Genomic DNA, 24,626 nt, shown 5'->3' on the forward strand with positions numbered 1-24,626 from the left:
GGAGGGGGGCCTGGAGCGTTCCCGCTACACGGACGGGTGGCGGGCGGGCAAGCCGGCGGAGGATCCGGACAAGGTGAAGGGCTGGGGGCTCATCACCGCGCGGCCCAGCGAGTTCCTCATCCACATGCGCCGGGGGCGCGTGCGCGAGGTGAGTGGCCAGGGCGCCAGTTGCTTCAAGCTGCCTGGGGACTCGGTGGCCATCGTGCCCACCAGCATCCAGCGGCTGCAGTTCACCGCGGATCAGGTGACGAGCGAGAAGGTGGGCGTGGCGGTGACGGGGCTCGCGGTGTACCGCATCGCGGATCCGCTGGTGGCCTTCCGGATGCTCAACTTCAGCTACCCGGAGCGGGCGCAGGAGAAGCTGGCGGAGCTGCTGCGGGAGATGTTCGTGGGCGCGGCGCGGCGGCTCGTCGCGAACCTCACCGTGGAGGAGTGCCTCACGCGGCGCAAGGAGGGCATCGCGGAGGAGCTGATGCGGGAGATCGCCCCCGTGCTCTCCGGGCAGGGCCGGCTGCAGGACCGCACCGACACGGGCTGGGGCGTGCTCCTGGACACGATTGAGATCCAGGACGTGCGCGTGCTGTCCGCGTCCGTCTTCGAGCACATGCAGGCCCGCTTCCGCCGCGAACAGGAGCGGCAGGCGCGCGAGGCGGAGCTCGCGAAGGAGCGCTTCGTGCGGCGCGAGGAGACGGAGGGCGAGCGCGTGCTCAACCTCCAGAAGCTCGCCGCGCGGGAGGAGGTGCGCCAGCGCACGCAGGCCACCGAGGAGCAGGCGCGGCTGGAGCAGCTTGCGGTGGAGGCACGCGTCGCCGGCACCCGGCTCGCGCAGGAGCGGCAGGCGCAGCAGGAGCAGACGGCGGTGGAGCGCGAGGTGGCGCTCGCGAAGCTGGCCGCGCAGGAGGAGGTGCGCATGCAGACGCAGGCCGCGGAGGAACAGGCCCGGCTGGAGGCCCTGGCCGCGGAGGCCCGGCTTGCCGAAGCGCAGCTCAACAGTGAGCGGCAGCTCGCGTTCAACCGCGCGCAGGGCGAGCTGGAGCAGCTGCGGCTGGCGCAGGAGGCGGAGGTCGCGAAGGCCCAGGTGGAGCTGGAGCGCCTGACGCGCCAGCAGGAGGCGGAGGCCGCGCGCCATGAAATCCAGTTGGCGGAGGCCCGGCAGGAGGCCGAGCACCTGTCCGCCCGGCTTCAGGTGCTGCTGACGAAGCAGTCCGTCGCGGAGGCGGAGGTCGGCATCGCGGAGCTGGAGCTGCGGCGCACCCGGGCGCAGCAGGGCCTGGAGCTGGAGCGGGCGAGGGCGCTGCGCGACATCGAGAACACGGTGAGCCCGGAGGTCATCCAGATGACGCTGGCGCGGCAGCTCCCCCAGGTGGCGGCGGCCTTCCAGCAGAAGATGGGCGAGGTGCACGTGACGGCGGTGGATGGCGCGAACCCCTTTGGCTACATCGCCGCCGCGGTGGAGGGGGTGATGGGGCTGGCGCGCTCGGCGGGGCTGAAGGTGCCGGTGCCCCCTCATGCGATGCCGGTGGAGTAGCCGCCCCGCCGGGCTCCGCATATAGAAGGGAGCCTCCCGGATCCGGGACGAGCGGGGAGCCAGGCACGCATGAATGGAATGAAGCTGACGGCGGCGGCGGTCGCGGTGGTGGCGGGCCTCGCGGTGGCCGTGGTGCCGTGGGTGCTGCCCACGGGCCCGAGCGCCGGGCTGGACGCGGCCCGGTTCCTGGAGTCCGGCAGTCTCCTCTGGGGCGCCGGGGTGGTGTTCGCGGGAGGGCTGCTCACCGCGCTGACGCCGTGCGTGTACCCGCTCATCCCCATCACCGTGTCGGTGTTCGGCGCGCGGAAGGCGGAAGGGCGGGGCCGTTCGCTGGCGCTGACCTCGTCGTACATCGTGGGCATGGGCGTGGTGTTCAGCGCGCTGGGCATCCTGGCGGCGAAGACGGGGCAGGCGTTCGGCTCCATGCTGGGCAGCCCGGTGGTGGTGACGGTGCTGGCGCTGTTCCTGCTGCTGTTGGCGTCGTCCATGTTCGGCGCGTTCGAACTGGCGCTGCCGTCGTCGCTGCAGACGAAGCTGAGCCACGTGGGCGGCGCGGGCGTGGCGGGCGCGTTCCTGATGGGCAGCGTGTCCGGGTTCCTGGCGGCGCCGTGCACGGGGCCGGTGCTGACGGGCCTGCTGGCGTTCGTGGCGAAGTCCGCGAACACGACGCTGGGCGCGACGCTGCTGTTCATCTACGCGCTGGGCATCGGCGTGCCGTTCTTCCTCATCGGCGTGTTCACGGTGCGGCTGCCGCGCGGCGGTGTGTGGATGGAGTGGGTGAAGAGCGTGCTGGGCATCATGCTGGTGGCGCTCGCGTTCTCGTACCTGAAGGACGCCTTCCCCTGGGCGCGCGACACGGTGAAGACGCTGGGCAACCAGGTGGGGCAGGTGCCCGGGGCGCTCATCGCCGCGGTGCTGACGGCCCTGGGCGTGCTGGCGGGCGCGGTGCACCGCTCCTTCAAGGAAGGCGCGCGCGACTTCGGCTTCAAGGCGCTGGGCGTGGTGCTGGTGGTGGGCGCGCTGGTGGTGCGCGGCGGCGCGCTGGACGCGCGGCCCACGGGGGAGCTGTGGGTGCGCATGGGCCTGGCGCAGCCCCCGAAGGCGCCGTCCTGGCAGTGGCACCACGTGATGCCGCCCAAGCAGACGCCGTTTGATCCGCGCCAGTTCGAACAGGTGCTCGCGACCGCGAAGGCGGAGGGGCGACCGGTGCTCATCGACTTCTTCGCGGACTGGTGCGCGGCCTGCAAGGAGCTGGACCGGGAGACCTACCCGTCGAGCATGGTCATCACCCAGGCGGAGTCCGGGCGCTTCCTCACCATCAAGATCGACGCGACGAACACCGAGGATCACCTGGACGCGCTGATGGAGAAGCTGGGCGTGGAGGGCCTGCCCACGGTGGCCTTCGTGCATCCGGACGGCACGGTGATGAAGAGCCCGCGCGTGACGGGGTTCCTGCCGCCGGAGCCCTTCACGGTGGAGATGCGCAAGGTCGTCGTGCAGTAGGGCTTCCTGCAGGCGCGCGGAAGGAGAACGTCCTTCCGCGCCCTGGGAGAGACGTCAGCCCTGCCAGCGCTGGAGTGAGCCTTCCAGGTACTTCTCACGGCACGCCCGGCGCTGCACCTTGCCGCTGGAGGTCTTGAGGATCTCATCCGCCTGCAACAGCACGAAGTCGTGCAGCTCCACGGAGTGGGCGGCGGCGACGGCCTGCTGGAGCTTGCGTGTGAGCTGCTTCAGCTCCAGGGCGGACTCGCCTCCGGCGGCCGGGGTGTAGCGGCGGTCCACCTCCATCAACACCACCAGCTTCTCCTCGTTGTCGCGCTCGACGGAGAACGCCGCGCAGCTTCCCACGCGGAAGGCCGGGTGCTGCGACTCGACGGTCTGCTCGATGTCGTGGGGATAGTGGTTGCGACCGTCGATGATGATCATGTCCTTGAGCCGCCCGGTGACGAACAGCTCCCCGTCCAGCACGAAGCCCAGGTCGCCCGTGCGCAGGAAGGGGCCTTCGTCGCTGCCGGCGATGCGGGCGCCGAAGGTCTGCGTGTCCGTCTCCGCGCGGCCCCAGTAGCCCTGGGTGACGTGGGGACCCGCGACCCAGATTTCGCCCACCTCGCCGTCCGCTCGGGCCTTGAACGTCTCCGGCTCCACGATGCGCACGCGTGAGTCGCCCCAGCTCCTTCCGCTGCTGACCACCTGCCGTGCGTTCGCCGTGCCCGGCTCGACCGTGACGACGCGGTGCTTCTCCAGCGCGCCCGCGTCCACCGTGCGCGCGGTGAACCCCTTGTCGGGCGTCACGCCCGTGACGAAGAGGGTGGCCTCGGCCAGGCCGTAGCAGGGGTAGAAGGCCTGACGCTGGAAGCCCACCGGGGCGAAGGCCTCCGCGAAGCGGTGCAGCGTGTCCGCGCGCACGGGCTCCGCGCCGTTGAAGGCGACCCGCCAGCCACTGAGGTCCAGCCCCTCCTGCTGTTCGGGCTTCACCTTCCGGGTGCAGAGCGCGTAGGCGAAGTTGGGCGCACCGCTGAGATCCGCACGGTAATGGCTGATGGCGCGCAGCCAGCGCGACGGCCGCTGGAGGAAGGACCACGGCGACATCAGCACCGCGCGCGAGCCGTTGTAGAGCGCCTGCATCACGGTCCCGATGAGACCCATGTCGTGGTAGAGCGGCAGCCAGCTGACGATGGTGGACTGCTCGTCCAGCGCCATGCCGCGCTGGATCATCGCCTGGTTCGACATCAGGTTGCGGTGCAGCACCATGACGCCCTTGGGCGTCGACGTGGATCCGGACGTGTACTGGAGGAACGCCAGATCATCCCCCTTCACGGCGGGCGCCTTCCACGTCTCCTCGATTCCCGCCGGCAGCGCGTCCGTGGCGATCCACTGGATGTCGCCGAGCTGCGGGTAGTCACCCTGGAGGGCCCGCACCGTCTCCAGGATGGCGGCGGTCGTGAGCGCGAAGCGCGGCCGGGCATCCTGGAGGATGGAGAGGATGCGGGAGATGGATTGGAAGTACTGCGGCGGATAGGCCGGCACCGCGATGACGTTCGCGTAGAGGCAGCCGTAGAACGCGCCCAGGTACTCCAGGCCCGGCGGGTAGAGCAGCAGCGCCCGCTCGCCGTTGGCCTTGTACGCCTGGAACTGCGCCGCGACCGCGCGCGATTGCCGGTCCAGCTCCGCGTAGGTCCAGTTCTGCTCCGCGCCGTCACCGTCCGGCAGGAAGGTATAGGCGTAGGACTCCGGATGGCGCTGGGTGCGCCAGCGCAGCAGGTCGGTCAGGGTCTCAACGGGTGCATTGACGGGAGGCATGGTGTGCGGGCTCCGGTGATTCGAAGGTCTTGAAAGAGATCAGGGGCTGCCGGCGACGTCGCTGGCGGCGGAGGCGTCGGGTCCATCGAGTCCACGCAGGGGCCGCGAGAGCGCCGCGAGCACGGTGACGAGCATCGTCAGGAGGCCCGCGAGGACGAACATCACCGCGATGCCCCGTCCTGCGCCCTCGCCGATGAAGCCCCCCACGAGCGCGGCGAGCGCGCCGCCCGGACGCAGGGCCGGTTCGAACACCCGGTCCGCCAGCGGTCCGGAGAGGGTGTAGGCCAGCGGAAGCATCGCGCCGGTGAGCGTTCCGGTGAACGCGAACACGCGCCCGCGCAGCTCCAGGGGGACCTTGCGCTGGAGCAGCGTCTGGCTGGCGCCGTTGACCAGCGGGATGCTGAAGAAGAAGCAGAACGCGATGCCCGTCAGCAGCGGGATGGAAGTGACACAGCCCACCAGGATGAACAGCACCCCGCTGGTGAACTGGACCGCGAGGATGCCGTGGACCATGCGCTTGGGGCTGCCCCAGGCGCTCATCGCCAGACTGCCCACGAGCAGACCGACCCCGCCCGCGGTGGTGAGCGCGGCCAACGCGCTCACGTTGGACAGGGAGAGCACCAGCGGGGTGACCAGCACCTCGACGACGCCCACGAAGAAGTTGCTCGTAGCCAGCAGCGCGATGAGCACCAGCAGGCCCGGCGACGTGCCCAGGTAACGCGCGCCCGCACGCACGGAATCCCCCAGCGACGGGCGTTCCTCTTGGGCCGGCGTCGTCAGGAACCGCTTCGGGATGCGCAACAGCAACAGCGGCAGCGTGCCCAGGACGAACGTCACCGCGTCGATGACCAGGATGCCCTGGAGGTGGATGGTCGCCATCAGCGAGGCGCTCGCCATGGGCGCGATGAGCTGCGAGGCGGCCAGTCCCAACTGGACCATTCCGTTGGCGCGGCCCAGGTGCTGCGGCGGGATGACCGTGGAGACGAGGACGCCGAAGGCCGGTTGCTGGAACGCGCTGGCCGCCGACACGACGGCGGTGGTGACGTACGCATGCCACGGCTGGAGGTGGCCGCTGAACAGCAGCGTCGCGAGCGCCAGTGACATCAGGCCCGCGACGGAGTCACTGAGGATCAACACCCAGCGGCGGTTCCAGCGATCCACCAACGCGCCCGCCACCGGTCCCAACAGGATGGCCGGGAGCGTGGCGGACAGCATGACGAGCGCGAAGCGCGTCACCCCGCCGGTGGTCTCGTACATCCAGACACCCAGCGCGAAGCTGGTCAGTCCGGAGCCTAGCAGCGACACGCACTGGCCGAGCCAGATGAGGACGGCGAACGCGAGGGGGAACGACGGGTGTTCCGTCTCGGTGGCGGTGGTCGTCATCCGGAGACCTCTGCCCGGGCGCGGTCCAGGTGTTCGCGCAGCTTCTCCGCCAGCGGCTCCACATGCGGGGCGACCATCATCGTCATGTGATCGCCCGGGACCTGTTCGACGTGAACGGGACGGTCCGCGTAGCGCTTCCAGCCCCAGGTCGCATCGCCCGCGAAGTCGGTCGGGACGATGCCGTCATCCTCGTGGCGCTCGTGGGCCTGGAAGAGGGTGATGGGCACCGGGACGGTGTCCCGGGGGAGGTAGTCGATCCGATACGCGGTCTTGTAGACCTCGATGAGACCGTGGACGTGCTGGCTGCTCGTGCCGGGCGGCAGGAGGCCCGTCGCCACCAGCCGTCGGGTCAGCTCCGCGCGTCGCTCCTCGGGAGAGAGGGGGCGCAGCTCCTCGGCGGTGAGGATGAGGTCCGCGCCATAGAGGCGGCCCGCGGTGCTGGCCACGCTGGCCATCCAGTCCGCGTCGTCGAACGCGGGGGCTTCCGTGTGCGCGGCGGGCTCCAGCGGAATGGTGGTGTTGAGGACGCCGAGGAAGGCGACGGTCTCTCCCTGCTTGCGCAGCCGCTGCGCCATCTCGAAGGCAATCCAGCTCCCGAAGGAATGGCCCAGCAGGAAGTAGGGCCCGTGTGCCTGCACCTGTCGCAGGGCCTCCACGTAGCACTCGGCCATCTCCTCCACGGACTGGTGCGCGGGCGTGAGCCCATCCAACCCCCGGGCCTGGAGGCCATACACGGTGCGCGTGGAGCCCAGCCGCTTCGCGAGGTCCCGCAGGTAGAGCGTGTTTCCTCCCGCGCCCGGCACGAAGAACAGCGGAGGCTGTCCATGGCCGGAGTGGAGCTCCACCAGCGGCGACCAGGGCCGCGCGGGCGCATCGTCCCGGAGGGCCCGTGCGAGCTGTTCGATGGTGGGTCCCTGGAACAGCGTGGCCAGGGGCAGGGTGCGTCCCAGTTGCTCGCGGATCCGCACCGTCAGCCGCACGGCGAGCAGCGAGTGTCCGCCCAGGTCGAAGAAGCTGTCGTGCACGCCGATGGGCCGCATCGAGAGCAGCTCTTCCCAGACGGCCGTGAGCTGGCGCTCCACCTCGTCGCGCGGGGCGACGAAGTCCTCCTGCTGCGCGCGCTGGAGTCCCTTGGGCGCGGGAAGGGCCTTGCGGTCCACCTTGCCGTTGGGCGTGAGCGGGAACGCCTCCAGGAGGATGAAGGCCGAAGGGATCATGTACGGTGGCAGGTGCTGTTTGAGGTGCTGCCGCAGCTCCTCCGGCCCCACCGCGCCAGGAACGGTCAGGGTGAGGTACGCGACGAGCTGCCGGTTGCCGTCCTCTTCGTGCACGAGCAATTCGATGGCCTGGACCGAGGCGTGCTCCAGCAGCTTCGCCTTGATTTCATCCAGCTCGATGCGGTGGCCACGGATCTTCACCTGCGAGTCGTTGCGGCCGATGAACCCGATGGTCCCGTCCGCCGCGTAGCGCGCCATGTCGCCGGTGCGGTACAGGCGCGCGCCGGGCGTGGTGTCGAAGGGGCTGGGGACGAAACGCTCGGCGGTGAGGCCCGCCTGACCCCAATAGCCCTGCGCCAGTCCGTCGCCTCCCACGTACAGCTCGCCGGGGACGCCGATGGGCAGCGGCTGCATCTGGGCGTCCAGCAGGTACATCCGGCTGTTGGCGAAGGGGCGGCCAATGGGGACGATCTGCTCGCTGGGCGTGGGCGTGGCGTTCTCGAAGAACGTGCTGTCGATGGTCGCCTCGCTGAGCCCGTAGGAGCTCACCAACCGCGTCTGCGGGCCGCACAGGGCGCGGAGCTGGTGGTACTCGCGCATGTCCCAGGTGTCGGAGCCGACGATGACCAGCCGCATGAAGTCCAGGCGCTGGCGCTGCTCCTCCAGGTGGCCCATCAGCAGGCGGACCACCGCGGGCACGAACTCACCGCAGTCTACCTGTTCGCGCAGCATCAGGGTGTGCAGCCGCTCCGGTTCGAGCAGCCACTCGCGGGGACAGAGGACCAGCGTCGCGCCGGAGCCCAGGGCGCGCGTGAAGTCGCCGGAGAAGACGTCGAAGGAGAAGCTCGCCATCTGGAGATGGGCGCGCAGCGTGGGCAGCCGGTAGGCGTCCTCCCAGGCGAAGTACGCATTGGCGAGGCTCCGGTGCGTCACCATGACGCCCTTGGGTCGCCCCGTGGAACCCGACGTGTAGACGACGTAGGCCAGTTGCTCCGGCTCCACGGCCTGCGCGGGGGACGTGACGGGGTGGCTGGCGATGGCGGGCGCGTCGGTATCCAGACACACCGTCGCTGGCAGTGACGCGGGCAGGACGGCGCGCAGCGTGTCGCGCGTGACGAGGACCTGGGGCCGACTGTCCGCGAGCATCAGCGCCGTGCGGTCCTGCGGGTACGACGGATCCAGCGGGACGTATGCGCCACCGGCCTTGAGCACGGCGAGCACCGCGACCACCACCTCCACGGATTTCTCCAGGAAGATGCCCGTGAGTCGCCCCGGTCCGACGCCCAGCGTGCGCAGGTGGTGTGCGAGCTGGTTCGCCTGACGGTCGAGTTCCGCGTAGGTGAGGCGCCGCGTCGGATCCACCACGGCGATGGCGTCGGGCGTGCGCGCCGCGTGCCCTTCGATGAGGTGGTGCAGGCAGACGTGCGCGGGGAACGCGCGCTCCGTCTGGTTCCACTCGCGCAGCAGCCGGTTCCGCTCCGTTTCCGGGAGGAGGGGCAGCTTGCGCAGCCGCTGTTCAGGATGCGCGGCGATGCCGGCGAGCAGCGTCTGGAAGTGGGCGACCATGCGCTCGATGGTCGAGGCGTCGAAGAGGTCGCGGTTGTACTCCCAGATGCCTTCCAGGCCTTCGGCCTCCTCCACGAGCCAGAGGGTCAGGTCGAACTGGGCATGGGGCTCGCCCGCGACGGAGAAGGGCTCCAGGCGCAGGCGGCTGGGCCCGGTCGAGGCTTCGGGGGTGTTCTGCAGGACGAGCATCGTCTGGAAGAAGGGGGAGAAGCTGGTGTCGCGCGTGGGCGTCAGCTCCTCCAGCAGCTTCTCGAACGGCACGTCCTGGTGTGCGTAGGCCCCCAGCGTCACGTCCACCACGCGCCGCAGCAGCTCGCGGAAGGTCGGGTCGCCGGACAGGTCCGTGCGCATGACCAGCGTGTTGAGGAAGAAGCCGATGAGCGGCTCCACCTCCGTCCGGTTCCGGTTGGCGATGTACGTGCCCACGCTGATCCGCGGCTCGCGCGTGTAGCGGAACAGCAGGGCCTGGAGTGACGCCAGCATCACCATGAAGATCGACGCCTTCTCCTGGCCCGCGATTCCCCGGAGCTGTCGCGTCACCGCCGCGTCCACGCGGAAGGACTGCTTGCCACCGGCATGGGTCCGGACCCGGGGACGCGGCCGATCCGTGGGCAGCATCAGCGCGCTGTCACTGCCCTCCAACTGCTTGCGCCAGTAGTCGAGCTGCGAGGTGAGCACGTCCCCGCGCAGGTGTTCCCGCTGCCACACCGCGAAGTCGGCGTACTGCAGCGGAAGTTCGGGGAGCGGTGAGGGTTGCTGCCGACTGAAGGCGTCGTAGAGGGCGGCCAGCTCCCGGACGAGGATGCCCGTGGACCAGCCGTCGGACACGATGTGGTGCACCACGAGCAGCAGGACGTGCTCTTCCGGTGCCAGCCGAACCAGCGTGGTCTGGAGCAGCGGCCCCCGGGCCAGGTCGAAGGACGCTCCGGCCACCTGGAGCGCCAGCGCCTGACAGCGCCCGCCGCGCTCGGCTTCGGGCAGGTGCGACAGGTCCACCACAGGCAGCGGGACGGTCAGGCGGGGGAGGACGGACTGGCGCGGTTCGCCGCCCTCGGAGACGAAGACGGTGCGCAGGCCCTCGTGGCGCCGGATGACTTCGTTGAGGCTTCGCTCCAGCACGTCGGGCTGGAGGGGTCCGAGCAGCCGCGCGAACTCCGGGATGTTGTAGGCAGGCGTGCCGGGTTCGAATTGGTCCAGAAACCACAGGCGGCGCTGCGGGAAGGAGAGCGGCAGAGGCTGATCCCGGGACGCCCGGGGGATGGCGGTGGGACGTGCCACCGACTCGGGCGTCGCGAGCGCGTTCTGCTGGCGCAGCTTGCGCAGGATGAGCTCGCGCTTCTCAGGGGAGAGCCCCGCCAGCTTTTTGGACAGCTCACTCATTGGCGCCCTCCAGCAGCTTCTCCAGCTCCTCTTCCGACAAACCGTCCACCTCGTCCATCGCCTGCGCGAGCGCGACCGAGTCCGCCTGTTCGAGCTGCGCGAGGACGACCTGCTCCGCCAGCTCCGCGATGGTGGGGTACTCGAAGAGGGCGCGCAGGGGCAGCGTCACCTGGAACGCGGTGTTCGCACGGGAGATGATCTGCGTGGCCAGCAGCGAGTGCCCGCCGATGTCGAAGAAGGTGTCCAGCACGCTGATGGACTCCAGCCCCAACACCTCGCGCCAGATGGCGAGCAGGTCCGTCTCCGTGGGCGAACGAGGCGGTACGAACTGGGCTTCCGCGGCGCGCGCGGTGGCATCCGGCGCGGGCAGGGCCCTGCGGTCCACCTTCCCGTTGGGCGTCAGCGGGAGCGCGTCCATCCGGACCATGAGCGCCGGGATCATGTAGTCGGGAAGCCGCTCGCGCAGGAAGTCACGGAGCACGGTGGTGTCCAGCGCCTCCGAGGCGCCGACCACGTAGGCGACGAGGCGCCGGGGGCTCTTGGGGTCTTCCCGCAGGACGACGACCGCGCTCTGGACGGAAGGGTGCCGTCCCAGCGTGGACTCAATCTCTCCCAGCTCCACGCGGAAGCCGCGCAGCTTCACCTGGGTGTCCGCGCGGCCCATGAACTCGATGTTGCCGTCCGGCAGGTAGCGCGCCCGGTCTCCCGTCCGGTACAGCCGTGCGCCGGGGGGGCCGAACGGGTCCGGCACGAAGCGTTCGGCCGTCAGCTCCGGGCGGAGGCGGTAGCCCCGGGCCACGCCCTCACCGCCGATGAACAGCTCTCCCGCGAGGCCCGCGGGCACCGGCTGCTGGTGCGTGTCCAGGACGTAGAGCCGGTTGTTCGCGAAGGGCTTCCCGATGGGCACGAGCTGGTTGCCCTCCGTGCCCAGGCCGTCGCCGTCGAACCACGTGCTGTCGATGGTGGCCTCGGTGACGCCGTAGGAGTTGATCAGCCGCGTGGTGCCGCCGATGACGCCGCGCAGCCGGTGGTACTCGCTGACGAACCACGCATCCGAACCCGCGATGAGCGCGCGCATGAAGTCCAGCCGCTGCCGCGTGTCCTCCAGGTGCTGGAGCAGGCCCCGGAGCACGGCCGGGACGAACTCCGCGCAGTCCACCTGTTCGTCCTTCATGAGGGCATGGAGCTTCGTCGGTTCCAGCAGCCATTCGCGGGGGCAGAGCACCAGCTTGCCGCCAGAGCCCATCGCCCGGGCGAAGTCGCCCGCGAAGACGTCGAAGGAGAAGCTCGCCATCTGCAGGTGGCTGCGGCAGCCCTCCGTCAGCTCATAGCTTCGCTCCCAGCCCAGGTACGCGTTGGCCCAGTTGCGGTGGGAGACCATGACGCCCTTGGGCGTGCCCGTGGAGCCGGACGTGAAGACGACGTAGGCCAGCTCCTCCGGCGAGGAGCGCCAGGGCGGTGCATTCGCGGGGAGCGGGGCCCGCGCGGGGGCTTCCTCCTCCAGCAGGTACAGCTCCACGGCGGGGTTCGACAGCGTCTCCGCGATGTCCCGCTGCGTGAGCAGCAGGGACAGGCGGGCCTCGGAGATCATCCGCGTGAGCCGCTCGGAGGGGTAGGAGGGATCCAGCGGCACGTACGCGCCGCCCGCCTTGAGGATGCCCAGCAGCGCGATGATCAGCTCGGGCGACTTCTCCAGGCAGACGCCCACGAGGTGCTCCGGTCCGACGCCGCGAGCACGCAGATGGTGCGCGAGCCGGTTGGCGCGCTCCTCCAACTGGCCGTAGGTGAGCGGCGCGCTTCCCGGTGAGGCGACGGCGATGGCATCGGGTGTCCGCCGCGCGTGGGCTTCGATGAGCTCGGGGAGGCAGGCCATCTGGCCGGGCTCCACGAGGGTGTCGTTCCACTCCACCAGCACGCGGTGACGTTCGGCCCCCGTGAGCAGGGACAACTGCCACAGGCGCTTGTCCTCCGCTTCGGTCATGCCCTCCAGCACCGTGCCCATCTGTTCGAGCATCCGCTCCACGGCCGCGGCTTCGAGCCTGGGGGATTCAAAGTCGATGTGGAGCAGCAGCTCGCGGTCGGCGTGGGCGGTGAGGGTCAGCGGGTAGTTCGTGCGCTCCTGGGCGACCACGTCCCGGATCTCGAACTGGCTGGCGCCCTGCCGCACCGCCTCCTCGACGGGGTAGTTCTCGAAGACGAAGATGCTCTCGAAGAGCGGCGTGCCACGCGGCACCGGGCTCCATCCCTGGACCTGGACCAGCGGCGCGTATTCGTACGGTGCGCGCTCCACCTGCCAGTCCTGGAAGGCCTTCAGCCAGTCCACCACCTTCTGCTCGGGCGGCAGCTTCACGCGCGTCGGCAGGGTGTTGATGAAGAGGCCCACCATCTGCTCCACGCCCGGCAACTCAGGCGGACGGCCAGCCACGGTGGCGCCGAAGACGACGTCCTCCGCGCCGGCATGTCGCCCGAGCACCAACGCCCAGGCTGCCTGCACCAACGTGTTGAGCGTCACCTGATGGCGGCGCGACAGTGCGCGCAGCCGCTCCGTCACTTCGGCGGACAGGTGCCGCCTGCGCTCGCCCATCACTTGCGGCGCGCTCCGGGCCTGTCCTCCGGACTCACCTGGGAGCGGCGTCGGCTCACCGAAGCCCTTCAGCGCTTCACGCCACCAGCCCTCGGCCTGGGCCGTTCCCTGCTTCACGAGCCACGCGACGTAGTCCCGGTAGAGCGGAGGCTCTTCCATCCGCAGCGGCTGCTGGCGGGTCGCGGCGTCGTAGAACGCCAGCATCTCGTTGAGCACCCGGCCGACGCTCCAGCCGTCCAGGAGCAGGTGGTGGAAGCTCCACACCACGCGCCAACTGCGCTCCGCCAACCGCAGCACGGCCACGCGCATCAACGGGGCCTGCTTCGGGTTGAAGCCGCGCGCCTGATCCGTGGCCATCCAATCGGACTGCCAGCGCTGCTGCACTTCGGGCGGCTTGTCGCGCAGGTCGTGCTCCTCCCACGGGAGGTGGACCTCGCGCTGGACGACCTGGAGCGGCTGGGCCAGTCCCTCCCAAGCGAAGCGGGTGCGCAGGATGGGGTAGCGCGCGATGATCTGCTGCCATGCGCGGCGCAGCGCCGCCACGTCCAGGTCCGCCTCCAGCGTCCAGGCGGCCCGTTCGAAGTACACGCTCTCCCGGGGATCCAGCAGGGCGTGGAAGAGCATGCCCTGCTGCATGGGAGACAGCGGGTACAGGTCCACGATGCCGGGGCTGGTGCGCACCAGCTCGTCCAGCGCGGGCTGCGACAGCGGGGCCAGGGGGAAGTCCCCAGGCGACACGCGCGCCGCGTCCTCGGAGGCCCGCTGCGCCACCAGCGTCCGCAGGGCCTGGAGGTACTCCGCCGCCACCCGCTCCAGCGTGGCCTGCTGGTGCAGTGCCTGGCTGTAGGTGAACGACACTTCCAACCTGCCGCCGAGCACATGGGCGTTCACGTCCAGCACCTGCCGGCGCCGGCCGAGGCTCCCATGCGGCGAGCCGGAGGGCTCATCCGAGGCAGTGAACAGGGACGCGGGCGACAAGGCCGAGTCGAGCTGGCCCAGATAGTTGAAGGACACCTGGGGCTCGGGCTGCGCCTGGATCCGCTGGCCCACGTCGTCCTTGCGCAGGTAGCGCAGCAGGCCGTAGCCAAGGCCCTTGCGCGGCACCTGCTGCAACGCGTCCCGCACCGCCCGGAGTCGGGCCCCGGGCGTGCCACCTTCGGGCAGCTCCAACGTCACCGGATAGGTGGTCGTGAACCAGCCGACCGTGCGGCTCAGGTCCACGTCCTCGAAGATCTCCTCACGGCCATGGCCTTCCAACTGCACGCGCACCCGGGACTGGTTCGTCCAGGAGGAGAGCGCCTGGGCCAGGGCGGCAATCAGCACCTCGTCGATGCGGGCACGCCAGGACTTCGGCACCTCCTGGAGCAGCAGCCGGGTCTCCTCGGTCTCCAGGGAGACCGTCACCGTGCGGGCCGACGCGTGCGTGTTCGCGCCCGTCGCGTCGTCCACGGGCAGGGCCTGCACGTCGCTGGACTGTCCCAGCCAGTACGCGGCCTCCTGCTCCAGCTCCGGTCCCTGCGCGTGGTGCTCCAGTCGCTGGGCCCACGCGAGGAAGGACGTCGTCTTCGGCGGCAGCGACGCCGGGGCATCGCGCAGGAGCTGCTGGCACGCCGACTCCAGGTCCATGAGCAGCACGCGCCAGGACACCGCGTCCATCACCAGGTGGTGGATGGCGAGGAGCAGGCGGGTGCCACGCTGGGCGCCCAGGTCGAACAGGACGGCGGCCATCAACGGGGCCTGCTCCAGACGGAAGCCCGCCTGGGCCCGCTGTGCTTCGACTTCCAGTGCCGCGCGCTGGGGGCCGTCCTCCAGGCCGGAGAGGTCCACCTGACGCAGCGTCACGGTGTTCTCCAGGCCCGTGCCCGTCTGCTTCCATCCCTCGGGCGTCGAATCGAAGCGCAGCCGCAGCACGTCGTGGTGGGCCACCAGGGCGCGCAGCGCCTCCTCCAGCAGGGCGGGTGCGAGCGGCTGACGCAAGCCCAACAGCACGGCCTGGTTGTAGTGGTGGGGCTGGGGGCGCTCCCACTCGAAGAACCAGCGCTGGATGGGCGTGAGCGGGCCGGGGCCCATCACCGCGCCCTGTTCAGCCTGGGGCCGCTGTGCCTGGCCCACCTGCGGCGCCAGCGACGCGATGGTCTTGTGTTGGAAGACCTGTTTCGGGGTGATGTAGAGCCCGGCTTCCGTGGCGCGCGCGATGACCTGGATGCTGACGATGGAGTCGCCACCCAGCTCGAAGAAGTCGTCGTGGATGCCCACGCGCTCGCGCGAAAGCACCGATGCCCAGATGTCCGCCAGCGCCTGCTCCACCGGCGTGCGCGGGGCCACGTAGGTGGACTCGCGCTGCTGCGGGTGTTGCTGCTCCAGCGAGGGCAGGGCCTTGCGGTCCACCTTCCCGTGGGCGGTCAGCGGCAGGGCCTGGAGCAGGACGAAGGCCGAGGGCACCATGTACTCGGGCAGCCGTGCGGCCAGCCCGTCGCGCAGCGCCCTGGGCTCCGGGTTCATGCCCTCTTCGGGGACGACGTAGGCGACGAGCTGCTTGCGGCCCGGCGCCTCCTCGCGCAGCGCGACCGCGACCGCGCTGACCTCCGGACGCTCCGCCAGCGCGGCTTCAATCTCTTCCAGTTCGATGCGGAAGCCGCGCAGCTTCACCTGCTGATCCAGGCGGCCCAGGAACTCCAGCGACCCATCCGCGCGCAGCCGCACGCGGTCCCCCGAGCGGTACATCCGCGCGCCCGGCACCGTGCCGAAGGGCTCCGGCACGAAGCGTTCGGCCGTCAGCTCCGGACGGTCCAGGTAGCCGCGCGCCACGCCCACGCCCGCGATGTACAGCTCGCCGGGCACGCCCACGGGCAGGGGCTGCATCCGCGCATCCAGCACGTACAGCCGCACGTTGGGCCAGGCCTTGCCGATGCCGGGTCGCTCCGGATCCACGTGGTCCTCCAGCGACGCGCAGACCGTCACCTCCGTGGGGCCGTACGCGTTGATGAAGTGGCAGGCGCCCACCCACCGGCGCGCCAGCTCCGGCGTGCACGTCTCGCCCGCGGAGATGAGCGTCTCCAGCGCCGGCAGCCCCGTGGGCTCCAGCCGCGCGAGCACCGACGGCGTCAGCGTCACGGTGGTGATGGCCTGCGAGGCCAGCAGCGCCTGCAACGGAGGCCCGGGCATGATGTCGTCGCGCGACGCCAGACACAGCCGCGCGCCCGCCAGGAGCGTGGAGAAGACCTCACACACCGATGCGTCGAAGCCGAAGGCCGCGAATTGCAGCACGCGGCTCGCGGGGTGGAGCCGGTGGCCACGACCGGCCGCCAGCGCCGTGTTGCACAGGCCCCGGTGCGACAGCAGCGTGCCCTTGGGCCGTCCCGTCGAACCGGAGGTGAAGATGATGTACGCCAGATTGTCGGGCGACAGCTCCACGCCCGGCGGCGTCACGGGCTTCCGGGCAATCTGTGGCCATTCGGAATCCAGGCACACCAGCAGCCCCAGCGAGGGCAGCTCCTCCGCCAGATGCTCCTGCGTGACGAGCACCGGGATGGACGCGTCCTGCATCATCAGGCCCAGGCGCTCCACCGGATAGGTGGGATCCAACGGCAGCCACGCGCCCCCGGCCTTGAGGATGCCGAGGATGCCCACCACCATGTCCAGCGAGCGCTCCACGCACAGGCCCACCCGCGACTCGGGCCCCACGCCGCGCTCCTTCAAGTACCAGGCGAGCTGGTTGGCGCGGGCGTCCAGCTCCCGGTAGGTGAGCTGCTTCTCCTCGAAGGAGACGGCCACCGCATCGGGCGTGCGCGCCGCCTGCGCCTCGAAGAGCTGGTGGGCGAGGAGGACTTCGGGAAGGGGCGACGCCGTGTCGTTCCACGCGCCCAGGACTTGATGGCGCTCCTGCGCGGACAGCAGCGGCAGTCGGGAGATGCGCTCCTCGGGCCGGGCCAGCGCGCCCAGCAGCACTTCGCGCAGGTGGCCCATCATCCGGTCGATGGTGGCCTGCGTGTAGAGGTCGGTGCTGTATTCGCACAGGCATTCCAGACCGCGCGCCGTGTCGGTCACCACCCACGTCATGTCGAACTTGGCGGCGCCGGTGCTGCTGCTCTCCTCGCGCAACGTCAGCCCGGGCAGCTCCAGGTCGGAGGAGGGCGCGTTCTGGAGGATGAGCTTCACCTGGAACAGCGGCGAGTACGCGAGGTCGCGCTCGGGGTTGAGTGCCTTCACCAGGTCCTCGAAGGGCAGGTCCTGGTGGGCATACGCCGCCAGCGCTTCCCGCCGCGCCTGGGCGAGCAGCGCGCGGAAGGACGGGTCTCCACCCAGGTCGCCCCGCATGACGAGCTGGTTGACGAAGAAGCCGATGAGGCCCTCCGTCCCGGAGTGATTGCGATTGGCGATGTCCGTGCCGAAGACGATGTCCGTCTCGCCGGTGGAGCGGTGCAGCAGCACCTGGAAGGCCGCCATCAGCGCCATGAAGGGCGTGACACTCTCGCGGCGGCAGAGGTCCCGCAGCTTCGCGGCCGCGTCCTCGGGCAGCAGCAACCCCTGGTGCGTGGCGCCGAGGAAGCGCTGCACGGGAGGACGCGGGAAGTCCGTGGGCAGGTCCAGGAAGGCCGGAGCCCCCGCCAGTCGCTGCTTCCAGTAGTCCCGCTGGCGCTCCAGCACCGGGCCCGACAACCACTCGCGCTGCCAGCGCGCATAGTCGCCGTATTGCACCGGCAGGCGAGGCAGCAGCGAGGGCTGATTCGCGGAGAAGGCGCGGTACAGCTCCGCCACCTCCTGCACGAGCACGGACAGGGACCAGCCGTCCGCGACGATGTGGTGCAGCGTCAGCAGGAGCAGGTGCTCGTCCTCACCCAGCCGGATGAGCGCGCCCCGGAAGAGCGGGCCGGTGGACAGCGTGAAGGGCCGCTGAGCCTCTTCCGTGGCCAGCCGCCGGGCCTCTTCCTCGCGGCGCTCGGCCGGAAGTGCTCGCAGGTCGATGAATTCCAGCGCCGGGGTCGCCTCCGGAGCGATGCGCTGCACCGGGGCCTGTCCGCTCATCTGGAACGTCGTGCGGAGGATTTCGTGGCGGCGCAGCAGCTCTTCCAGACAGCGGCGCACGGTCTCCGGCACGAGCGTGCCCGTCAGCCGGAGGACGGCGGGCATGTTGTAGAAGGCGCTGCCGGACTGCATCTGATCCAGGAACCACAGGCGCTGCTGCGCGAAGGACAGCGGCAGTGCTTCCTCGCGGGGGTAGGCCGTGAGCGGCGGCGGGGGCGCCTCGCCGGCTCCGTGGGCGCGCAGGGCCTGGAGGTGCTCGGCCAGCGTGGCCACCGTGGGCGCCTCGAAGAGCGCGGAGATGGGCAACTCCAGACCGAAGGCTTCACGCACGCGCGACACCACCTGCGTGGCCAACAGGGAGTGTCCGCCCAGGTCGAAGAAGTGGTCGTGGATGCCGAACCGGTCCGTGCGCAGCACGTCCGCCCAGATGCTGGCGACCAGCGACTCGGTGTCGTTGCGCGGGCCCACGACCGTGTCGATGGCCCGCAGCGTGGGCGAGGAGAGCCCCTTGCGGTTCACCTTGCCGTTGGAGGTGAGGGGCAGCTCCTCCATCGCCACGAAGGCGGAGGGAATCATGTAGCCGGGCAGCCGCTGCAGCAGATGGGTGCGCAGGCTGATGGCCTCCACCTGCCGCTCCGGGCTGGGCACGACGTAGGCGACCAGCTTCGGGTCGCCGGGCTCGTCCTCGCGCACCAGCACCACGGCGTCGTGCACGGAGGTGTGCATGCGCAGCGCGGCTTCAATCTCTCCCAGCTCGATGCGGTAGCCGCGCAGCTTCACCTGGCCATCGCGGCGGCCGATGAAGTCGAGCGTCCCATCCGGCAGGAAGCGCGCGAGGTCGCCCGTGCGGTAGAGGCGCTGACCGGGCCGGCCGCTGAAGGGGTCCGGCACGAAGCGCTCCGCGGTGAGCGAGGGACGCATCAGGTAGCCGCGCGCCACGCCCGCGCCGCCGATGTACAGCTCGCCCGCCACGGCGACCGGCACGGGCTGCATCCGCTCATCGAGGATGTACAGCTCCGTGTTGGAGATGGGCCGGCCAATGGGCACGATGCCCTCGCGCAGGCCGTCTCTGGTGACGTCATGGATGGAGCAGCCGACGACGGTCTCCGTGGGACCGTACTCGTTGATCAACCGGACGCCCGGCGCGTGCTCCCGCCAGAACTCCGCCGTGGCCGGGGCCAGGGCCTCACCGCCCACGACGAAGGTGCTGTCCAGCCGGGCCAGCGCGGCCGGCGGTATCAGATGGGAGAGCGCCTGGAGGTGCGCGGGCGTGAGCTTGACCAGCTCGTGCCCCCGCTCCTCCTGCAACACCCGCGCGAGTGTCTCCAGCTCGTTGCCGGCGGGCAGCATGCGCACCGTCGCGCCGCGCAGCAGCGGCGTGAGGAGGCTGGTGACGGTGGCATCGAAGGCGATGGAGGTGTGCACCAGGGCGCTCTGCCCGGCTTCCACCTGATACGTCCTGGCGGCCCAGGTGAGGTACTGGACCAGACCGCCCTGGGTGATCATCGCGCCCTTGGGCAGGCCCGTGGAGCCGGACGTGTAGATGACATACGCCAGGGATTCGCTGCCCGCGCTGGAGGGCAGGGCCAGCGGGGACGCCGGGCCAATGAACTCCAAGGCATCCAGGAAGACGCGCTTGACGTACGACGACGCGAACGTCGCATCGAGCGCCTTCGTGGTCAGCAGGATCGCCGCGCGGGAGTCGGTCAGCATGTACGCCAGCCGCTCGGCGGGGTACGTGGCGTCCAGCGGCAGGTACGCGGCGCCCGCCTTGAGCGCGCCCAGCAGACCCACGAGCAGTTCAATGGAGCGCTCCAGCCCGAGCGCCACCACGTGCTCCGGGCCGACGCCCCGCGAGCGCAGGTGGTGCGCGAGCTTGTTGGCGCGCGCATCCAGGGCGCGGTAGCTGAGCGAGCGCGAGCCGTCCACGACCGCCACCGCGTCCGGCGTCATCCTGGCCTGGGCTTCGAAGAGCTCCTGGAACGTCGTCGTCCGGGGGAACGGGACGGAGGTGGCGTTCCACTCCACCAGCATCCGCTGCTGCTCGTCAGGCGGCAGCGCGGAGGACAGGTGGTGCGCCTCCTCCGCGTGGAAGGCCAGGGCGTTCAGCACGCGTGCGTAGGAGGCGCCAATGCGCTCCACCTGCTCGTGCTCCAGCTCGACGGCGTTGTAGTCCAGCTCGAGCGTCAACTCCTGGGTGTGCGGCTCGGTCTGGAAGTGCACCGCCAGCGTGACGTTGGTGCCCTCGGAGCGGATGACGCCCAGCGTCTCCACCGAGGCCAGCGTGCCGGACAGGTCGTGCAGCACGTGGAAGTGCATGTAGTTGAACATGACTTCGTAGAGCGCTTCACGGCCCCACTGCCGCTGGATCTCCGCCATGGGGTAGCGGCGGAAGGGATAGAGCGTGCGCTCGCTCTCGAAGGCGGCGTGGACCAGCGAAGTCCAGCTTCCAGGCGCGAGCTTCAGGCGGAAGGGTAGGGTGTTGAGGAAGATGCCCCGGAGCTTGGAGCCGTCGCCTTCCTCCGGCCGGCTGTTGACGCCCATGCCGGTGATGACGTCCTCGCGGCCGCTGAGCAGGCTCATGACCTTGAGGTGCGCGGCCACCAGGATGCTCTTGAAGGGCACCGACGCGGTCCGGGTCAGCGCCTTCAGCCCTGCGTGGATCTCCTGGGAGATGGGCACCTTGACGGTGGCGATCCTCGGCTCGCCCTCCGGCAGCGCACGCCGCCAGCGCGGCAGCCGCATGACGGAGCCGCCCGCGAGCTGGTCGCGCCAGTAGCGCTGATGCTCCTCCGACGCCAGCGCGCGCTGCTCCAGCGCCACGAAGTCGCGGTAGGTGAGGCCCGTCTGCTCCGCCGGGGGCGGCGTCTGTCCGCCCTGCAGCGCGTGGTAGTGGTTGAACATCTCCACCAGCGTGGAGTGCAGGCTCCAGCCGTCGATGATGGCGTGGCACTCGGTGAGCGTGAACTGGAAGGACCCCTCCGCCCGCTGGTGGATGAAGAAGCGCAGCAGCGGCGGCCGTGACAGTTCGAAGTGCCGCTGCTTCTCCAGCTCCAGCAGCTTGTGGATCTCCGCGTCCTGCTCCGCGTCCGACAGGTGGCGCAGGTCCACGAATTCGATGGAGAGGTGCGCGCTACGGTGCACCAACTGCAACGGCTGGCTGTACGTCGTCATGTCGAACGCCGTGCGCAGCACGGGTTGACGCGCGACGATGGCCTGCACCGCTTCCTCGAAGCGCACCGGATCCAACGGGACGCGCAGCCGCAAATGGAAGCTGTCGGTGTTGTGGTAGATGTTGGAGTTTGGCGCCAACGCCATGTGGTACAGCATTCCCGCCTGGATGCGGGCCAGCGGGTAGGCGTCCTCGACGTCGGCGGGCAGCCGGGCGCGGTCCTCCGGCGTGATGAGGCTGAACGGCTCGGTGCGCGGCAGCTCCTCCGTCGTGGCCGCGCGGACCTCCGCGGCCTGGAGCAGGGTCGCCACCGTCTGGTGTTGGAAGAGCTGCTGGAGCGAGAAGCGGATGCCCTCGCGCTGCGCCAGCGTCAGCACCTGGATGCTGAGGATGGAGTCGCCGCCCAGCGCGAAGAAGTTGTCGTGGATGCCCACGCGCTCCACGTCCAGCACCTCGGCCCAGATGGCGCAGAGGACCTCCTCCGGACGCGTGCGGGGGGCGACGTACTGCGTGCCCAGGTCGGGACGGGACTGATCCGGCGTGGGCAGGGCCTTGCGGTCCACCTTGCCGTTCGCGGTCAGCGGGAACTGCTCCAGCATCACGAAGGCGCCCGGCACCATGTAGTCCGGGAGCTTCCCGAGCAGGTACTGCCGCAAGTCATTGATGCTGGGCGTGCTCTCCTTCGGCGCGGCCACGTAGGCCACCAGCGACTTGTTGCCGGGCACGTCCTCGCGCACCAGCACCAGGGCTTCGCGCACCGCCGGGTGCAGGCTGAGGACGATTTGGATTTCGCTCAGCTCGATGCGGAACCCGCGGATCTTCACCTGATGGTCGATGCGCCCCAGGTACTCCAGCTGTCCGTCCTTCGTGAAGCGCGCCAGGTCGCCGGTGCGGTAGAGCGCGGCACCGGGCGTGCGGCTGTACGGGTGGGGGATGAAGCGCTCCGCGGTGAGCGCGGGCCGGCCCAGGTAGCCGCGCGCGAGCCCCGCGCCGCCCACGAAGATCTCCCCCGCGACGCCCACGGGCACGGGCTCCAGGCGCGCATCCAGCACGTAGAGCTGGAGGTCCGGGATGGCCACGCCGATGGGGCTCTGCTGCGTGCGCTCCGCCTCCGTCATGCTCATCGGACGGTAGGTGACGTGCACCGTCGTCTCGGTGATGCCGTACATGTTGATGAGCCGGGGCTGCGTGTCGCCGTGCCTGCGGAACCAGGGCACGAGGCTCGCGGGCTCCAGCGCTTCGCCGCCGAAGATGACGTAGCGCAGGGCGAGCGGACGCGGGCCGGACTCGCTGCGCTCCTCGGCCTGGATGAGCTGGCGGAAGGCCGCGGGCGTCTGGTTCAGCACCGTGACGCGCTCCTGGCTCAGCAGCTCGTAGAAGGCATCCGGCGAGCGCGAGACGAGGTACGGGACGATGACCAGCCGGCCGCCGTGCAGCAGCGCGCCCCACAATTCCCAGACGGAGAAGTCGAACGCGTAGGAGTGGAACAGCGTCCAGACGTCCTTCTCGTCGAAGTGGAACCACTCTTCCGTCGCCTCGAAGAGCCGGGTGACGTTGCGGTGCGGCAGCAGCGAACCCTTGGGCAGGCCCGTCGAACCGGAGGTGTAGATGACGTAGGCCAGGTGGTCGCTGTCGAGCGCGAGGCCCGGCGCCCGGGTGGGTTGCCCCGCGAGCAGCTCCGAGGCCTCCTCCAGCACGAACAGCTCCGTGCCGCTCGCCGGCAGGCGTTCGACCAGGGCGCGCTGCGTGATGACCAGCGGCATCCGGCTGTCTTCGACCATGAAGGCCAGCCGGTCCGCGGGGTACGTCGGGTCGAGCGGCACGTAGGCGCCGCCTGCCTTCAGGATGCCCAGGATGCCCACCACCGTGGCCAGCGAGCGCTCCACGCACAGGCCCACCAGGGTTTCAGGTGCGAGTCCACGCGCCAGCAGCGCATGGGCAAGCTGGTTGGCGCGGGCGTCCAGCTCCGCGTAGGTCAGGCGCTCGCCGTCGCCCACCACGGCGATGGCGTCAGGGCGTCTGCGGACCTGGGCCTCGAAGCGCTGGTGCAGACAGTCCCGGCCGGAGAAGTCCTTGAGGACGGGCCAGACGTCGAGCAGTTGGTGGCGCTCGGGCTGCGTCAGCAGGGGCAGGGACTCCAGCCGCGCATCCGGCTGCGCGACGATGCCTTCGAGCAGCGTCTGGAAGTGCCCGCGCATCCGCTCCATCGTGGAGGGCTCGAACAGGTCGCGGTTGTATTCGAAGAAGCCGCGCAGCCCGTCCGCGCTCTCCTGGAGGTCCAGCGTCAGGTCGAACTTCGCGGTGCCTGTCTCCACCTCGATGGGGACAATCTTCGCGCCGGGGAGGACCAGCGCCTGCGGCGCCTGGGCCTGGAGGTTGAACGCGACCTGGAACAGCGGGGTGTAGGCCAGGTTTCGCTCCGGCTGCACCTCGTCCACCAGCCGCTCGAAGGGGATGTCCTGGTGAGAGTAGGCCGCCAGCGTCGTCTCGCGGGTGCGCTGGAGCAGCTCGCGGAAGGTGGGGTTGCCGGACAGGTCGCCGCGAAGGACCAGCGTGTTGACGAACAGGCCGATGAGTCCTTCGGTCTGAACGCGGCCCCGGCTGTTCTGCGGCGCGCCCACGAGGATGTCGTGCTGATGGGTGTACCGCGACAGCAGGGCCTGGAATGACGCCAGCAGCGTCATGAACAGCGTGGCCCGCTCGCGCTGGCTCAGCCGCTGCAACTCCGCCACGAGCCTGGACGGCAGGTGCAGGGGCAGCAGCGCGCCGCGCTGGGTCTGGATGGCCGGGCGCGGGTGGTCGGTGGGCAGTTGCAGCAGGGACGCGCCCGCGAGCTGCTTCTTCCAATAGGCCACGTGCTCGGTGAGCACGCCTTCGGTGCTCAGCCACTCGCGCTGCCACTGGGCATAGTCCGCGTACTGGATGGGCAGGGGCTCCAGCTCCGGCTCACGGCCCGAGGAGAAGGCCGCGTAGAGCTGCGCTACCTCCTGGATGAGGATGCCCAGCGAGCCACCATCCGAGATGATGTGGTGCATCGTCATCACGAGGACGTGGTCCGTCGTGGTGAGGCGGAACAGGTGCGCGCGCAGCAGGGGGCCGCGCATCAGGTCGAAGGGACGGCGCGTCTCCTCCGTGGTGCCCTGGCGGGCCGCCTCTTCACGCTCGGCTTCGGGGAGCGCTTGCAGGTCCACGAGCACGACGGGCGCGGTGCCCTCCGTCGCGACGACCTGGACGGGATGTCCCGCCTCCTGCGCGAACGTGGTGCGCAGCGATTCATGCCGCTCCACCATCGCGTCGAAGGTCCGCTGGAGCGCGCCGACGTCGAGCACACCCTGGAGCCGCACGGCCCCCGCGATGTTGTAGCTCGGGTTGTCCGGCTGCATCAGGTGCAGGAACCACAGCCGCTGCTGGGCGAACGAGACGGGGAAGACGAAGGTTTCAGCGTTCATGGGCGTGATCGGAAATCAGGTA

The 24,626-nt window shown here is 70.2% G+C and carries 6 protein-coding genes; 2 read left to right on the forward strand and 4 right to left on the reverse strand.

The annotated features are described in order from the left end of the window. The coding region (locus D7Y13_RS03595) for an SPFH domain-containing protein (protein WP_244222311.1) at positions 1 to 1,528 on the forward strand (1,528 nt) is incomplete at its 5' end. 69 nt (positions 1,529 to 1,597) lie between these two features. Next, positions 1,598 to 3,031 carry a protein-disulfide reductase DsbD family protein gene (locus D7Y13_RS03600; protein WP_120533516.1) on the forward strand — a complete coding sequence of 478 codons (1,434 nt, stop codon included), beginning with the start codon at positions 1,598 to 1,600 and terminating at the stop codon, positions 3,029 to 3,031. A 54-nt stretch (positions 3,032 to 3,085) separates the two neighbouring features. Here the strand turns inward: D7Y13_RS03600 and D7Y13_RS03605 are convergent, their stop codons facing one another. The 4 genes from D7Y13_RS03605 to D7Y13_RS03620 are packed head-to-tail and all read right to left on the reverse strand — an operon-like array spanning position 3,086 to position 24,604. Then, positions 3,086 to 4,828: a fatty acyl-AMP ligase gene (locus D7Y13_RS03605; protein ID WP_120582357.1), complete on the reverse strand. Its 1,743-nt coding sequence runs from the start codon at positions 4,826 to 4,828 to the stop codon at positions 3,086 to 3,088. A 39-nt stretch (positions 4,829 to 4,867) separates the two neighbouring features. Further along, a complete protein-coding gene (locus tag D7Y13_RS03610) occupies positions 4,868 to 6,211 on the reverse strand; it encodes an MFS transporter (RefSeq protein WP_120582358.1) in 1,344 nt (447 codons plus the stop codon). Further along, positions 6,208 to 10,374: a non-ribosomal peptide synthetase gene (locus D7Y13_RS03615; RefSeq protein WP_120582359.1), complete on the reverse strand. Its 4,167-nt coding sequence runs from the start codon at positions 10,372 to 10,374 to the stop codon at positions 6,208 to 6,210. The genes D7Y13_RS03610 and D7Y13_RS03615 overlap by 4 nt, the downstream gene beginning before the upstream one ends. Continuing rightward, entirely contained in the window at positions 10,367 to 24,604 is a 14,238-nt protein-coding gene (locus D7Y13_RS03620; protein ID WP_120582360.1) for a non-ribosomal peptide synthetase, read from the reverse strand. The genes D7Y13_RS03615 and D7Y13_RS03620 overlap by 8 nt, the downstream gene beginning before the upstream one ends. Positions 24,605 to 24,626 lie beyond the last annotated feature (22 nt).

This window comes from Corallococcus praedator, from assembly GCF_003612125.1.
GTDB lineage: Bacteria > Myxococcota > Myxococcia > Myxococcales > Myxococcaceae > Corallococcus > Corallococcus praedator.